We start from the raw sequence: 15,182 nt of genomic DNA, 5'->3' as shown, positions 1-15,182 counted from the left end.
TCGCGTTCTAAGCCAGCACCGCCGGTCCCACAAGCCGCACTAGAGGCGGCAGCCCGGCCGGCTGGGGCGCTGCCGCCCGGAGCCGGTGTCCCCGAACCCGGCCAGCTTGATCTCGAAATTGTAGTCCGTCGTCGGGCGGATCTGCGCCGAAGAGGTGAACCGACGCCGGATCGAGAAGTCGAAGGTGGCGCATTCGGTGCTGTATTCCAGCCCGAACCGCGCCGAGGCGGAGCGGTTCAGTTCGATGTCGTAGCGCACATCGACCGTTGTCAGCCAACGGTCATTCACCTGCCAGTCGCCATCCACCGTCAGCTCATGGGTGACGGCGTCGCGATCCTCCGCCACGCTGGGTTCCATCCAGATGTAGGAAGACCCGATATCGATCCATTCGTTCTCCCAGTCGAAGCGCAGCTCGTTCTTGGTCACGTCGAAGGCGTCGTCGAAGAGCGTCCGGTTGGTGAAGGACATCGCGTTGGGCAGGCGCAGCTGCACCCCGGCGAGCCAGTCCGAGCGCAACCCGTCAAGGCTCTCGTACCCGGCAAACTGGTGCAGATCGCGCTCGCGCAGGATCCGCCCGACAGTTGTCCCCAGCGACCAGCCGGTCGGGTCGTAGCGGGTCCAGCTCACCCCGATATTCGCCCTGAGCCCACGTTCCAGCGCGTCCCCCGCAGGGAAGCGCGACAGCGAGAAGAGGTTGCCCTCGTCGAACTCAAGCTGGGTGCTTTCGTCCCGCGGCGTGTCCTTTCCGTCATCGGGGCTCCAGACCATCTGCATCACCGGCTCGATCACATGCCCTGCGCGAGCGCCCTGCTTGATCCAGGGCCAGCGCACTTCGGCAAGACCGTATGGGGTGAACTCGGAGATGTCGTCGGGATAGGTGCTGTCGTTGTAGACGCTGGTGTGGTCCATCTGGGCCTGCGCAGCGGTGGAAAAAAGCACCCCCCACGGTCCCTTCCAGTCGCGCCGCCAGTCCAGCGCGCCGGAGATCCGCGTCACGTCCCGTCCCACCACATCCTTGTTGCTGTTGCGCTGGTGGCCATGCCCGTCAAGTTCGAACCGGGCGATGCCGCCGAGGAACCGCGGCTGGAACTTTTCGATCCATGTCAGGTCGCCGACGAGAAAGGGTTGTGTCTCGTTGTCCTCTGAGGACCGCAACGACTCGTAGGCGATGAGCTCCGCGACCACGAGCTGGCGACGGTCCGCGCGGGAGATCGTCAGTGCGCTGTCGAGCCGGTCCTTGTCGGAATAATCGTAGTCGAGCAGATAGGTGTCGTCAGAGGTCAGCTCCACGTCGAATTCGAGCTTCAGGTTGCGCGGCAGCCTGAACTCCCCTTCCGCGAACAGGTAGGCGCGCGGGTCATCGACAATGTCATCCTTGCTGAAGGCGCCGTTCACTTCGATATCGCCGCCGCGGTACGCCTCCCGGTAGCGGTATTCCAGCGTGCGGGTCCGGTTGGTCGACAGGTAAGGCGTCACCGTCAGGTCACGGGAATCGCCGAGCTTGATGAAATACGGGATCTTCGCGCCGAAGCCGAGTTCGTCGGTGGAACGGAGGCTCGGGGTGAGAAACCCGGTCGCCCGGTCGAGCGTCGGATCAGGCAGGCGCAGGCGCGGCAGGTAGGCCACAGGTACCCCCACGACATCGAAGATCGCGTCGTCGAAATAGAGTTGCCGCTCCACCTCGTCGTGGACCACGCGGCGGGCACGGATCTGCCACAGCGGCACCGGGTGAGCGGCGCAGACCTCACAGGAGGAGGCGGTCGTCTTGTAGAGTTGCGTGTAGCGGCCGCTCACGCGGTTGATCTCGGTTGCGGCCAGTTGCAGTTGCTGGTCCAGAACCACGCGCGCAGAGCGGATCAACCCTTCCGTCAGGTCGGTCGAAAGCTCGGCACTGTCGGCCAGGACAAGCGCGTTTTCGCCCTGGGTGATCACGATCGGCCCCTCGATCTGCAAGTTACCCGTATCGTCGTCGTAGATGATGCGGCCTGCCTTGATCCTCGTGTCGCCATAGAGCGCTTCGACATTGCCCGTGGCGACAAGCTTTCCGTCCTCGGTGATGTCGACGCGGTCGGCGATCAGGGTGGAGAACGTGCTCTCCGGCGCCTGCACCTGCGCGGTCGCTGGCGCGGCCAGCAGCGCCGCGGCGATCCCGATGGCGATTGTGGTCTGGCCCCGGATGCATCGCGTGCCCCGCCGACCGAGCTTACCGGGGGGTGCGAAGGGCAGGGGCATCAACCATCCTCCAGGTGCAGGAGGATGCCCAGCGACATCAGTATGGCGATGACCGGTGGCGCCCATGCCGCGAGAGAGACCGGGATATCCCCATTCTGGCCGAGGATCTGCGCGAAACTGCGGATGAAGAACGCCGAGAAGCCCATGAGCAACGAGAAGAGGACCATGAGCCCGGTCCGCCCGAACCGTGTATGCCGCATGGTGAACCCGGCGCCGATCATCACCATGGAGGCGAGAAACAACGGCAGCGCCAGTTCCATCTGGAACCAGACACGATGCAGCCGGGCGGAAAAACCAGCCTCGTCGAGGTTGCGGATGAAGGCGGGCAGATCCCAAATCGATACAGCTGCGGGCGAGCCGAAGCTGTCAAGGATCTGCTCCTGCGTCAGGGTCGAGGGCAGCAGTAGTTCGTGGTGATAGGAGGCCTCTTGCTCGGGGTTGGCAACACCGAGCGGCCATAGCTTCACGTCATTGAGCTTCCAGGCGCCATCGATGAGGGTCGCGCTGCCGGCCTGGGCACGGCGCACGGGGCCGGATACGCCGGATCCTTCCGGCGCGAATCCCGTGAATGTCACGTCGTAAAGCACTGTTCCGTCTATGTTCGTCCGCACCGCGCGGATCACGGTCTGACCTTCTGGCCCGCCCTGCCGGAGCCACAGGCCCTCGCCGCTGACAGACAGCACCGAGCGTCCGTTGCCGGAGTATTCGGCGGCTCGTTTTTCATAGACATGCTTCGTGGCCGACACGAGCGGGTTCATCACCGTGACGCCGAGAACGCCGACGAGCGCCGCGGCCAGCGCCGGAGAGATCATGGCCCGGATCGCAGAGCGGCCGGTGGCCCGGGTGACCACAAGTTCCGACGTCCGCGCGAGGTTCAGGAACAGCGCCAGCGTGGCGAGCATGACCACGAGCGGCAGGATCGAGTAGAGCGTCTCCGGGGAGGACAGCAGCGCAAGTTCAAGCGCACCGGCAAAGGACAACTCCGAGGAATCGAATCGCCGCATCTGCTCCACCATGTCCAGCAGGGTGATGAAAGCGGCGAAAACGACGAAAATCCCCAGCAGGGTCATCAGGAACTTGCGGGCGAAATAGAACTGGAGCTTCATGTCGCCACTCCCGCCGTGCCCGGGGCAACGTCAGACGCGTTCGCGCGGGGCACCCGCTTGAACAACGCGGGCCGGCCGGCCAGCCACAGCAAGGTGGCAACGATCACGAGCCCCAGAATGGTCGGCAGGTAGATCAGCGGCCAGAGGGACGCGTCGCTGCGGGCGACATCGGCGGTACCGTTCTCGATCGCCTGCAACACGATGATCAGCACCACGGCAACACCGATCTGTTTCCAGACGCCGAAGCGACTGAAAGAGCCCACCATGAGCGCGGAGAAACCGATGAGGGCGGCAATCAGCGGGTTGAGCGGCTGGGCAATGCGCAGGTGCCCCTCGTAGTAGAAGTTGGACGGGTCCCGCCGCGTGGCGTCGAGCGCGGCCTGATCCGGGGAGAAGAGCGTGAGCGTGTCGTATTCCCGTACGTCCGTCCGGGTCCGGCCAGAGTTCTCCATCAATGCGCCGACATCGTAGGTGAAACTGTCGAAGGTGGTGACAAGAAGCCGTCCATCCTCGCGCTGGTATGTCTGGGCGGAGCCATCCACCATGACCAGTTTCGGCGCGCCGCCCTCCTGTACCAGATAGGCGCGCGTGGCCATGTAGTCCGTTCGGGTGGTATCGGCGCGGGCATCGGCGAGAAAGACATCGTTCAGTTCGCCCTCCCGGGTGATCTCGCGAATGTAGAAGGTGATACCCTTCGCAGGGTGCAGGAACTGCCCCTCCGTCAGCATGCGCGCGGCGACATTGGCCTCGATTTCCTCGGACCGCTCGGCCAGTTGGGTGCGGCTCATCGGGACCAGGAAATGCACCAGAACCATCATCAGGACGCAGACCAGCAGGCCGAACAGGAACACCGGGCGGGCCATGCGCCAGGGCGACATGCCCGTCGCCTGCGCCACCACCAGCTCGCTCTCGGTCGTCAGCCTGTTGGTGACATAGACAGCCGCGACGAAGGCGGAGATCGGCAGCACCATGCGGATCACGTTCGGCAGGGTATAGAGGGTCAGCGTGAGGAAGACACCGGCGGACTGGCCGTCCGCCAGCAGTTGATCGAAGAGGATCACGGCCCGGTTGATCCAGTAGACCGAGACCAGCACCAGCGAAAAGAAACCGAAAAGCACGGTCAACTGGTAGAGGAAGTATCGGTCGAATCGCGCCACGCGGCTCTGCTCCGGCTTATTGTTTGTTCCGGATTAGACGATATCGGGTCACGGGTAAAACCCGTCGCGCGATATTGTGCGGGATCGGTGGAGTTGCGCACCCCCCTGGCGCTCTTGGCGTGTCCTCGCCGATCCGGCGTGGCGGCTTTGTCGGATGCGGTTCCGGCGTAGGCGCCCGTGGCAAGGCGTTCGGCGCGGCTCGGCAGCAATGGAACGTGGTGAGACGGGCGGTCGCGCGGCGTTTCCGGTCTCACCAAATCGTGACCGCATGTGGCCTCCTGATCGAAGCGCGAGCGTCGCCCCGTTCCGGGATGGGGAGAAGTGTCCCGGGGCGGGGCGGTGGGACGAGCGCGCGTGGACCGGGCGCACACCTGCAATCAGGGTGCCGGGCTATCCAACCGCCCGGCCACCGGCGCGCCTGATCGTTCGCAGGACCCGATCCGGTCCACGAAGGCCCGAGGGGGTAGCTGCGCGGGCGTTCCTAGCCCAGCGATCTGCCGCGACCCCGCTGCGCCGTGCTGGCGGCGTCGCGGCGGCCTGTCAGGTGGGCGATGAACAGGAAGGCCAGAAGGTAGGCCAGGCCAAACCCGATCACCAATTCGCCGGGCAGGGGGCCAGTGTCGGCCCGGTCGACAACGTCCTGCAACGATGTGGCATGTACGGGGTGGATTACCAGTTTCCCGACATAAGCGGCCATCTGTACGGTCAGGATCCACAGGTAATTGCGCCGGATCCGCCGACCCATCGCCGTCAGCAGGCTGACATGGTAGTCGGGCCGCCAGTAATCCTCGGCCAGGACCTTCTGCCAGTCCTCCTCCGTATGCAGATCGCCATCGAGAAGCAGCGGCGCGTAGAAATGCGTCTCCAGGTAGCGGGCCCGGGCGCGCCAGACGTTGAAATAGCGATACCGCCGCGCCTCCAGCAACATCAGGGTCCAGATCAGGACACCAACCAGCAGCAGTGGCAGCGACGATGCCTCGGGAGAGGAAAAGCAGATCGAGAACGCGGCGCCGAGTGAGACGATCGACCAGTTCGTTGTCGTGTCCAGCCGCGTCCGCCAGATCGTGCTGCGGTAGACTTCGCCGCGATAGAGATGCGCCAGCGCGCCGATCTCGGCGGCGGTGAACTCGCGCTTGCCGGGTTTGTCCTGCATCTGTCCTCCCCACGACGCCTGAACACAGTCCTGTGGCCACCGTAGACGCGCCGGGGGGCCATGGGAACCGGGCGTCGGCGCAATCGCTGTCGCGTGGCTCTGGTACATCGCCCGCGTGGCGGCTAGGAATTGTGAAAGCTGAACGGAGATCCCCCAATGACCAACGCGCCAGCCGTTGATATCTGCGCCACCGACCTCGATGCGATCCCCGCATTCGCAGGCCGTATCATCGTCTTCGTTCCCGAGGACGGAAAACTCGACAAGGCCGCGCGACGGGTCAACAAGCTCTGCAACGGGGCGCTGGATCGCTTCGTGCAGAGCGAGGCCTTTGGCAAGATGGACGATGGCGACGCCTCGGACCTGGGCTGGCCGGCGGGGCTGGACGCGGTAGCGGTCCAGGTGGTCCGGCTGGGAACCGACCCGGAGCCGGAGACGGCGCGGAATGCTGGCGCGTCCATAGGTGCTGCGCGTGGCAAACACGACCTCTTGGTGTTGGGCGGAACGCGCAAGCGGCTCTCGGACGTCCTGCAGGGGCTTCTGCTGCGTAGCTACGCCTTCAAGGAATGCCGTACCGGCGAAGCCGCCGAGCCGGCCGGCGGAAGTGTCACCGTGATGGCCACGGGGCACAAGGCGCTCGGCGCGGAGATGGTTGCGGTCAACGCGGTCGTCGACGGTGTCTACCTGACCCGCGATCTGGTGAACCTGCCCGCCAACTACCTCACCACAAAGAGTTTCGCGCTGAAGCTTGTGGAGCTGGAAGAGCTGGGCATCACCGTCGAGGTGCTCGGCGAAAAGGACCTCCGCAAGCTCGGCATGACGATGCTGCTGGGGGTGGGGCAAGGCTCGGAGAGCCCGTCCAAAGTGGTCGTCATGCAATGGAACGGGGGCGGTGAAGAGGCCCCGCTTGCGCTGATCGGCAAGGGCGTGGTCTTCGACACCGGCGGCATCAGCCTCAAACCCGGCGCCGGCATGGAAGACATGACGATGGACATGGGCGGGGCCGGCGTGGTCTCGGGTGTGATGAAGACGCTGGCGCTGCGCAAGGCGAAGGCGAACGTGGTTGGTATCGTTGGGCTGGTGGAGAACATGCCCGATGGCAAGGCCCAGCGACCGGGCGATATCGTCACCTCGATGAAGGGTGACACCGTCGAGGTGATCAATACAGATGCCGAAGGGCGCCTCGTGCTGGGCGACGTGATGTGGTACGCGCAGGATCGTTTCAATCCCTGCGGGATGATCGACCTGGCCACGCTCACCGGCGCCATCATCGTGGCGCTCGGCCATGACAACGCGGGCGTCTTCTCCAACGACGATGCCTTTGCCGATGCCTTTCTCGCCGCCGCGAAGACCGAGGGGGAGGGCGCCTGGCGAATGCCGATCGGTCCGGGCTACGCAAGCCTTCTGAAATCGCCCAAGGCCGACATGCGCAATGTGGGCACCCGGGCCGGCGGTTCGATCACCGCGGCGGAGTTCCTGCACAATTTCGTCAAGGACAACACGCCCTGGATTCACCTCGATATCGCCGGTGTCGCGCAGCCTGCAAAGCCCCCGGCATGGGCGCCGAAAGGCGCCTCCGGCTGGGGCGTGATGGCGCTCGACCGGATGATCCGGGATGGATACGAGGGCGCATAGCTGCGATGGGGCAGGCGTTCTTCTACCATCTCACCCGTCACCCGCTGGAGGTGACGCTGCCGATGCTGCTGGAGAAATCCATGCAGCGTGGCTGGCGGGTGGTGGTGCGCGGCAACGACGAACGGCGTCTACAATGGCTCGACCAACGCCTCTGGCTCGGACCGGAGGAGGGTTTTCTGCCGCATGGGCTTTCGGGCGGGCCGCATGATGCCGACCAGCCGGTGCTCCTGACCGGCTCAGAGGAGGTCCCGAACGGGGCGGCCTGCCTGATGTCCATTGACGGCGCCGCCGTCAGTGTCGAGGAAATCGCCGGCATGGACCGCGTCTGCATCCTGTTCGATGGTCACGATCAGGCGGCGGTGCAGCACGCCCGTGGCCAGTGGAAGGCGCTCACCGGCGACGGGGCGTCCGCGCAATACTGGTCGGAAGAAAGCGGCAAGTGGGAAATGAAGGCGGAGAGCTGAAACCACTCGCCGGCCGATCACATGGCACGATGACGCCGCGCGACCCGGGGGCCGCGCGGCGTGACTCCGACCCTTCCCCCCCCCGAAAGGCCCGAAGCGGCTGGCCTATTGCTGGATGGTCTCCAGGTAGTAGGCCAGCGACAGCAGACGGCCTCGGACGATGGCTTCTCCGCCAAAGACGCCCGCGCTCTCGCCTACGCGTTTGGAGAAAAAAGCTCCCCAGACCGGCATTTCGCTGCCGTGGCCGCGCATACCGGTGCGCCCGTCGATGATGTGGATCACGTCGAGCATCGGGAACTTGCCGTCATGGCGTTGCGCAAGACCGGTCAGGTCCGGCACATCGACCGTGAGGAACTTCGCCACGTCGCCGGCGCCTTTCCCGTCGGCACCGTGACAAGAGGCACAGGCGCTCATGAATTCCTGGCGTCCGAGATCTTCCTCGGAGACCGCGCCGCCAGCGCCGAGCGCAAGCACGGCAGCTCCGATGATACACAGGAGTCTGATTGTTCTACGCATGGTTGGCCTCCTTTCTTTGCGGAGGCGGGGCGCCCTTGGTGTCGGAGCATCCGGGGCGGGCCTCCATGCTCCGAGTCTACCGCGAATGCGGCGACGGCGCCATGACACAGGTCATGGATCGGGGCATCGGACCTCCCGCAGGCACTTCAGCATCGCCTGAACCTTCTCTGTCCGGTGCAGGTCCACATGCGTTACCAGCCAGAGCTGCGATGCCCAGGCTTCCTCGGGGGGCAACACCGGGTGGAGATCCGGCCGTCTCTCCGCGTCGATCTCGCCCAGAAAGCCCAGCCCGAGGCCGGCCTTGACCGCTTCGGTCACCGCCTGCGGGTGGGCCGAGGACACGGCGATCTGCGATTGCGACACCCGCTCGGTGAACCATCTGGCGAAGGGCAGGCGTTGCGGGAGGCCTTGGAGCACCACGAACTCGTGCCCGTCAAGATCGTGCGCTCCCGCCGGCATCCCCCTTCGCGCGATGTAGCTTTCCTGTGCGTAGAGGTTGGTGGTGGTGGAGCCGAAGGGGGTGACAACGTAGTCCGGGTGATCGGGCCTTTCGCCCACCCGGAGCGCCACGTGGGCATCGCCATGTTCCAGCCGTGCAAGCTCGGAAGAGGCGAGGATGGAGACACGGCAACGCGGGTTGTCCTGCCGGAACCGCTCTATCGGCCCCATGAGGATGCGCAGAAAGACGGGGAGCGCAGTCACCCGGATCTCCCCCTCCAGCCCGGCGTCGCCGCTGCGCGCACGGTTCGCGAGATCATTGGTGAGTTCTTCTGTCTTTTGCGCCACTTGCAGCATGTCTTCGCCCAGATCCGTCAGTGCATATCCCCGTGCATGGCGAATAAAGATCGGCGCGCCGAGTGTCTCTTCCAGCAGATCGATATGCCGGTTCACCGTTGCCCGGTGATACCCCAACGCCTCTGCGGCCGCGCTCACTGTGCCGAGCTTCGCCACGCTGTAGGCCGTGCGCAATTCCGTCCATTTGTCCATTGCCGGTCCAGTGCACATTTTGCGCGCATGTTCTGTGGAAAAGCGCGCGTTGAGTTCCAAATGTGCAGCATACATCTTCCCACCAAAGACACAAACGACAGGGCGGCGCTGCCGCCTCGCCTCATACCGGAGAGATCACATGCATACCCCCCGCAAGATCCTCGCCTTCGCCGCGAGCAACAATTCCAACTCGATCAACAAGCGTCTTGCCGAACATGCAGCCGAGGTGTTCAAGGCCGAAATCGCACCGGATTCCGAGATCGAGACCATTGACCTCAACGATTTCGAAATGCCGATCTACAGCCCCGACCGGGAACTGGCAGGCGGCGTGCCCGCAGAGGCCCGTGCGTTCTTCGACAAGATCGGCGCGGCGGATGCAGTGATCGTTTCCTTCGCGGAGCACAACGGCTCCTACACATCTGCCTTCAAGAACGTCTTCGACTGGGCCAGCCGGATCGACATGGGCATCTACCAGAACAAGCCTGTCGTGATGCTGGCGACCTCTCCCGGGCCGCGGGGCGGCACCAACGTGCTCGGCACCGCAACGGCCACTGCGCCGTTCTTCGGCGCCGATCTGCGCGGCAGCCTCGCCATCGGCAGCTATTTTGACAAGGTTGATGCGGAAACTGGCATCGTGACCTCCCCGGACGAGGCCGCCGCCCTGCGTTCGGCGCTGTCTGGCCTGACGCAGGAACAGGTCGCCGCTGCCTGATTGGCGTGTTGCCAATCGGCCCGGCCGGGGCGCACGGCGCCCCGGCGCAACAGTCTTGATGACCTTAAAACGCCCGCGCGTGTCGGCAGCTCGCGACCCGGGCAGAATGCTACCGGGTCAACACCATCTTGCCGCCGCCAAAACTCACTTCCGCGAAACTGTTGAGATAGCGCATGCCAAGCAGCGATCCCTTCATTTCGCCACCATTGACCACGGCAGGCACCCCGGTGTCGACGATCCCACCAAGGTCAACCTCGTCAAGACGCACGCGAGCCGTTCGAACCTCGCCGTTGGCCGTGATCGCGCTGCCAAAATACTGCAATGCATCCGGATCGAGCCCGACCCGCTCCGCATCCTGCTTCGACAGCACGATATCCGTCGCCCCGGTATCGACCACGAACTGCACCGGCACGCCATTCACCCCAAGCACAAGATGATAGTGGCCGTCCCGCATCATCGGCACTTCGATCCGGCCTTCCTCGGATACCACCGATTGCCGGGGCATGACCGTATCGCTGAGGTCCTCCCAGAGCCCGTAGGACACCACCACTCCGATGAAGATGAACACCCACAGGCTTGCCATACGCAATCCGCGTCCCAGCGACATGCGGTGGGAGACGAAGAAATAGCTGCCGATCACGCAGCCCAGAAGGACAAGGTAGATCAGCGAGGCGGTCTGGTCAGAGCTCATTCAGGGTCCTTGATGGTCGTGGCGTCGGGATAGATGTAGGCACGGTGCCAATCACTTGCCAGTCGCATCAGGTCACGCAGGCAGGAGCGCGGCACCTCGCAGCCCATCAAGCACGAACTGCACGGAGAGCGCCGCCAGCAGCATTCCCAGCAGACGCGTGGCCACCACGGTCCCTGTCCGTCCGAGCAGGCGTTCGAGCGGTCCGGCCATGCGGAACATGAAGGCCACGACGGCCAGCACCAGCGCCATGACGACAAAGACACCGCCGGCCTGGACCGCGCCGTCGCTCTGTCCCACGAGCAGGATCATGGTGGTGATCGCACCGGGACCGGACAACAGCGGGATGGCGAGCGGAAAGACAGACGGGTCGGGGCGTTCTTCCTCCGCCTGGTGGTCGCGTCGCGCCGTTCGCCGCTCGAACAGCATGTCGAGCGCAGTCAGGAACAGAAGGATGCCACCGGCGATACGGAAGGCAGGCATTGAAATGCCGATGAAATTCAGAACAGCCTCGCCCAGCAGGCCAAAGACTGTCAGCAACGCGAGTGCAAGCAGCAGCGACCGTCGCCCGATGGCCCGCCGCTCCGCGTCGCTATGGCCCTGCGTCAACGCAAGAAAGACCGGCGCGAGGCCAATCGGGTCAATAATGACAAAGAGCGCCACGAAGGCGCTGATGTAAAACGTCATGTCCATGGCAGCGCTTTAGCGCCGAAGCCGGCCGGGGTCACGCCAAAATTCCCGCAAGCCGATCGCGCGTGGGGCGGGTGCCCCGGTCAGTGCCAATGCCATGGGAAAGCAGCGCACGAAAACGCGCGCTGCCCCCGGTGGTTCCGGTGTGGTCGTGCCGGAGTCACTGGGCCGAATCGGCCTCTTCCTTGCGGCGCTTCTTGAGCGTGCGCGAGATCACGAGATAGGTCAGGCATGCGCCGCAGATCAGCGCCGCGATTACAGTCATGGACATGTTTTCCCTCATTCGTTGCGTGCTTCGGCGGCACGGCCACCGAAGGGTTGTCGTCACGTTGCCGTTACGTCGATACGCGCAGAATGAGGTCAGACTGTGGTCGAATCGTGCCGTTATGTCGTGTTCTTGAAGGACTTTTTGCACCCTGGCGCTGGCTGTCCATCGGCAGCGGTGGCCCGGGGCGGTCGGTGCGCGGCGAGGTGGCCCCCCTCTTTACGGCGCGGCGGCCTCCAGCCGTTCGACGGCTTCGATCCAGAGCGTCTCGGCCCGCTCCATCGCGGCTTCCACCTCCGTGAACTTCGCCTGCCATTCCTCCAGCCGGGCGCGGTTCTCGTCGTCGTACACGCGCGGGTCGGCGAGCCGTTCGGACAGCGCCTCGCGCATCTCCTCCAGCTTCTCCATGCGCTGTTCGCACTTCCGCACGTTGGCCTTGAGTTCCAGCACGACTGCCTGGCTGGTGCGCTTCGGCTTGTCGGCCTGTTTTGGTTGCTCCGGCTTTTCCCGTTCCAACAGCATGGCGCGATAGGCATCGAGATCATCGTCAAAGGGCGCCACACACCCGCCGGACACCAGCCACAGGCGGTCGGCCACATGGCTCAGCAGGTGCAGGTCGTGAGAGACGAGGATCACCGCGCCGGAATAGGCCGTCAACGCCTCCACCAGTGCTTCCCGGCTCTCGATGTCGAGGTGGTTCGTCGGTTCGTCGAGGATCAGCAGGTGCGGCGCATCCAGCGTCGCCAACATAAGCGACAACCGGGCCTTCTGCCCGCCGGAGAGCTTGCCAACCACGGTGTCGGCCTGCTCTACGCCGATCCCGAAACCGCCCAGCATGGCGCGCAACTTCGCCGGTGTCTGGTCGGGACGGTGTCTGCGGATATGCTCCAGCGGTGTTTCGTCGATGAAAAGCTCGTCGACCTGGTGTTGGGCGAAATAGCCAACCCGCAACTTGCTCGCCCGCTGGATGCGCCCCTTCTGGGCGTCCAGCCGACCGGAGAGGAACTTGGACAGGGTCGACTTGCCCTCACCGTTCTTGCCCAGAAGCGCAATGCGGTCGTCCTGATCGATGCGCAGGGACAGGCGGGACAGGACCGTGGTCTCGCCATAGCCGACCGCGGCGCCCTCGGTCGCCACGATGGGCGGAGAAAGCTCCTCCGGTTCGGGGAAGGTGAAGCGGCGCAACGCCGCCTCCTGCGGGGTCGCGATGGGCTTCATCCGCGCGATGGCTTTCAGGCGCGACTGGGCCTGGCGGGCCTTGTCGGCCTTGTAGCGGAACCGGTCGACATAGCTTTGGAGGTGTGCCCGCCGTGCTTCCTGCTTCTTTGCCTCGGCCTCCGCCGCGGCGATGCGGGCGGCGCGGGTTTCCGCGAATGTATCGTAGGGGCCCTGGTAGAGCGTCAGCTTGCGATCCTCCAAGTGCAGGATCGCCCCCACGGACCGGTTCAGCAACGCCCGGTCGTGCGAGACGATCAGCACCGTGTGCGGGTATCGCGTCAGGTAGGTTTCCAGCCAGAGGGCGCCTTCGAGATCGAGGTAGTTGGTCGGTTCGTCGAGCAGCAGCAGGTCCGGCTGCGCAAACAGCACACCGGCCAGCGCCACCCGCATCCGCCAGCCACCCGAGAAGGCCGAACAGGGCATGGCGTGTTTCTCGGTCTCGAACCCAAGGCCGCGCAGGATCGCGCTGGCCCGCGCCTCCGCCGACCATGCATCGATATCGGCAAGGCGGGTCTGCACCTCGGCGATCCGCGCGGGATCTGTCGCGGTGTCCGCCTCGGCCATGAGCGCGGTGCGTTCCTCGTCGGCGGCCAGAACCGTGTCGAGCAGCGAGACCTCCGTTCCCGGCGCTTCCTGCGCCACGCCGCCGATCCGGGCGCCTCGCGGGACCTCTATGGATCCTGTCTCCAGCGTCAACTCCCCCTTGATCAGGCGGAACAGCGTGGTCTTGCCCGTGCCGTTACGTCCGACCAGCCCGACCTTGTGGCCGGTCGGGATCACGGCAGAGGCGTTTTCGATCAGCGGGCGGCCATCGACCGAATAGGAAATGTCTTGGAGTCTCAGCATGGCGAGGCTGTGCCCCAGCCATGCTGCACTGTCAATCGCCCCGCCGGCCCTTCTGCGAGCGGGCGCCTTGGCCGCCCGGGTGGGGCGGCAGCTATCGCGGTGGATGGCGTGATCCGGGCGGGGCGGCACATGTCCGGCCAACGGGCCCCATCGTTGCTGCAACCCGGCGGCAAACTGGTGCCACGAGCGAAGGGCGTTTCGCCCATTCCGACCTGTTGCCTTTGCAAACGGTGTTGGTATGTCTACCGGTTGCTGCGCGTCGGCCCGTGTGGTTCAGTCATTTTGGTGGCGCGCTTTGTCCGTGACCGCGCGGGGCCGGGCAGGGCAGCAACAGGGTGGCAATGCCGATGCCCCCGGTCGCGTGCCGGAACCGATGCTCCGGCGGGCCGACGTCGGCGCCGCCTCCGCCCTCGGGCCGTGCAAACACTGGATGCGCCGCGCCCGCGCCCTGTGGCAGGGACTGCCACGTATTGCGTCGGTGTCCGCATGCTCGCTGATCAAAGGGCGGGGGCGCCGCACCGGCAGGGGCCGCGCGAAGGGCTTTTCAACCCCGGTCCGCCATGCTAGGGCGCGCGCAACTTCAAACAGCGCCCAGGGGAGATTTCCAATGGCCATCGAACGCACGCTTTCCATCATCAAGCCCGACGCCACCAAGCGCAACCTCACCGGCAAGATCAACGCCAAGTTCGAGGACGCCGGCCTGCGGATCGTCGCCCAGAAGCGCATTCACCTGACCCCGGCGCAGGCCGGCGTGTTCTACGAAGTGCACAAGGAACGCCCCTTCTATGGTGAGCTCTGCGAATTCATGGCCTCCGAGCCGGTCGTCGTGCAGGTTCTGGAAGGCGAAGGCGCCATCGCGAAAAACCGCGAAGTGATGGGTGCCACCAACCCCGCCGACGCAGCCCCCGGCACGATCCGCGCCGAGTTTGCCGAATCCGTCGGCGAGAACTCCGTGCACGGCTCTGATGCCCCGGAAACCGCGGCTGTCGAGATTGCCTACTTCTTCTCCGGCCTCGAACTGGTTGGCTGAAGCAATTCGCATCCTTTCGTGAAGGGGCCGCTGCCGGGTTGGCAGCGGCCCTTTTTCGTGGCGTTGTGCGACGGTGGCAGCAAATTTCAGGCTGCACGAGGAGGATCTGACATGGAGTTTCATTCCGGCGGCTGCCTTTGCGGGGCCTCCCGATACCGATTCAGCGGCGCGCCACGGTTCTCGATCCTGTGCTTTTGCGGCGATTGCCAGAAGGCGACCGGCGGCGGCCATGCCCCGCAACTCGCGGTCGATACGCGCGGGATGAGCTACCTGGGGCCGGTCCGCACCTGGAGATCAACCTCCGACAGGGGCAACGAAGTGAACCTTGGTTTCTGCCGGAACTGTGGCAGCCCGCTGTTCAAGACCTCGGAAATGGCGCCGCATCTGACTTTCATCTTTGCCGGGTCACTGGATGAGCCGGATCTCTTTGCGGAGCCGCGCAGGGTTTTCGAGGGCAGCCGGTTGCCCTGGGACACGTACTAACGG

14 protein-coding genes are annotated in these 15,182 nt (G+C 64.9%); 5 read left to right on the top strand and 9 right to left on the bottom strand.

The annotated features are described in order from the left end of the window. Positions 1-39 precede the first annotated feature (39 nt). The 4 genes from CLV78_RS04745 to CLV78_RS04730 form a co-directional block, all read right to left on the bottom strand. A complete protein-coding gene (locus tag CLV78_RS04745; protein WP_106203575.1) occupies positions 40-2,232 on the bottom strand; it encodes an LPS-assembly protein LptD in 2,193 nt (730 codons plus the stop codon). Beyond that, positions 2,232-3,338 carry an LPS export ABC transporter permease LptG gene (gene lptG, locus CLV78_RS04740; RefSeq protein ID WP_106203574.1) on the bottom strand — a complete coding sequence of 369 codons (1,107 nt, stop codon included), beginning with the start codon at positions 3,336-3,338 and terminating at the stop codon, positions 2,232-2,234. Before lptG ends, CLV78_RS04745 begins: the two co-directional genes overlap by 1 nt. Next, positions 3,335-4,495 (bottom strand): LPS export ABC transporter permease LptF, encoded by a 1,161-nt coding sequence (gene lptF, locus CLV78_RS04735; RefSeq protein WP_106203573.1) that lies wholly within the window; start codon positions 4,493-4,495, stop codon positions 3,335-3,337. Before lptF ends, lptG begins: the two co-directional genes overlap by 4 nt. A 481-nt stretch (positions 4,496-4,976) precedes the next feature. Next, positions 4,977-5,648, bottom strand: a complete 672-nt coding sequence (locus CLV78_RS04730; protein ID WP_106203572.1) for a DUF2270 domain-containing protein — start codon at positions 5,646-5,648, stop codon at positions 4,977-4,979. A 156-nt stretch (positions 5,649-5,804) separates the two neighbouring features. On the opposite strand from CLV78_RS04730, the gene CLV78_RS04725 reads away from it, so the two are divergent. Beyond that, entirely contained in the window at positions 5,805-7,280 is a 1,476-nt protein-coding gene (locus tag CLV78_RS04725) for a leucyl aminopeptidase (RefSeq protein WP_106203571.1), read from the top strand. A gap of 5 nt (positions 7,281-7,285) precedes the next feature. Beyond that, on the top strand, positions 7,286-7,744 hold the full coding sequence (locus CLV78_RS04720) for a DNA polymerase III subunit chi (RefSeq protein WP_106203570.1): 459 nt from the start codon (positions 7,286-7,288) through the stop codon (positions 7,742-7,744). A gap of 105 nt (positions 7,745-7,849) precedes the next feature. On the opposite strand, the gene CLV78_RS04715 is transcribed toward CLV78_RS04720, so the two are convergent. Continuing rightward, positions 7,850-8,260 (bottom strand): c-type cytochrome, encoded by a 411-nt coding sequence (locus CLV78_RS04715; protein ID WP_106203569.1) that lies wholly within the window; start codon positions 8,258-8,260, stop codon positions 7,850-7,852. A 111-nt stretch (positions 8,261-8,371) separates the two neighbouring features. Continuing rightward, positions 8,372-9,247 carry a LysR family transcriptional regulator gene (locus CLV78_RS04710; protein WP_106203774.1) on the bottom strand — a complete coding sequence of 292 codons (876 nt, stop codon included), beginning with the start codon at positions 9,245-9,247 and terminating at the stop codon, positions 8,372-8,374. Between the two features lie 139 nt (positions 9,248-9,386). On the opposite strand from CLV78_RS04710, the gene CLV78_RS04705 reads away from it, so the two are divergent. Then, positions 9,387-9,959: an NADPH-dependent FMN reductase gene (locus CLV78_RS04705; RefSeq protein ID WP_106203568.1), complete on the top strand. Its 573-nt coding sequence runs from the start codon at positions 9,387-9,389 to the stop codon at positions 9,957-9,959. Positions 9,960-10,068: 109 nt separating this feature from the next. Here the strand turns inward: CLV78_RS04705 and CLV78_RS04700 are convergent, their stop codons facing one another. From CLV78_RS04700 to CLV78_RS04690, 3 genes are all read right to left on the bottom strand, one after another. Continuing rightward, a complete protein-coding gene (locus CLV78_RS04700) occupies positions 10,069-10,650 on the bottom strand; it encodes a retropepsin-like aspartic protease family protein (protein WP_106203567.1) in 582 nt (193 codons plus the stop codon). Positions 10,651-10,722: 72 nt separating this feature from the next. Next, positions 10,723-11,340, bottom strand: coding sequence for a MarC family protein (locus CLV78_RS04695; protein WP_106203566.1), 618 nt, complete (start codon positions 11,338-11,340; stop codon positions 10,723-10,725). 481 nt (positions 11,341-11,821) lie between these two features. Beyond that, positions 11,822-13,666, bottom strand: coding sequence for an ABC-F family ATP-binding cassette domain-containing protein (locus tag CLV78_RS04690; protein ID WP_106203565.1), 1,845 nt, complete (start codon positions 13,664-13,666; stop codon positions 11,822-11,824). Positions 13,667-14,273: 607 nt separating this feature from the next. Between CLV78_RS04690 and ndk the strand changes: the two genes are divergently transcribed. Continuing rightward, positions 14,274-14,696 carry a nucleoside-diphosphate kinase gene (gene ndk, locus CLV78_RS04685; protein ID WP_106203564.1) on the top strand — a complete coding sequence of 141 codons (423 nt, stop codon included), beginning with the start codon at positions 14,274-14,276 and terminating at the stop codon, positions 14,694-14,696. 111 nt (positions 14,697-14,807) lie between these two features. Then, positions 14,808-15,179, top strand: coding sequence for a GFA family protein (locus CLV78_RS04680; RefSeq protein ID WP_106203563.1), 372 nt, complete (start codon positions 14,808-14,810; stop codon positions 15,177-15,179). The last annotated feature ends 3 nt before the right edge of the window (positions 15,180-15,182 follow it).

This window comes from Aliiruegeria haliotis (assembly GCF_003003255.1).
Lineage (GTDB): Bacteria > Pseudomonadota > Alphaproteobacteria > Rhodobacterales > Rhodobacteraceae > Tropicimonas > Tropicimonas haliotis.
The sequence above is the reverse complement of the archived record's forward strand: the minus strand, read 5'-3'. Positions and strand labels throughout refer to the sequence as shown.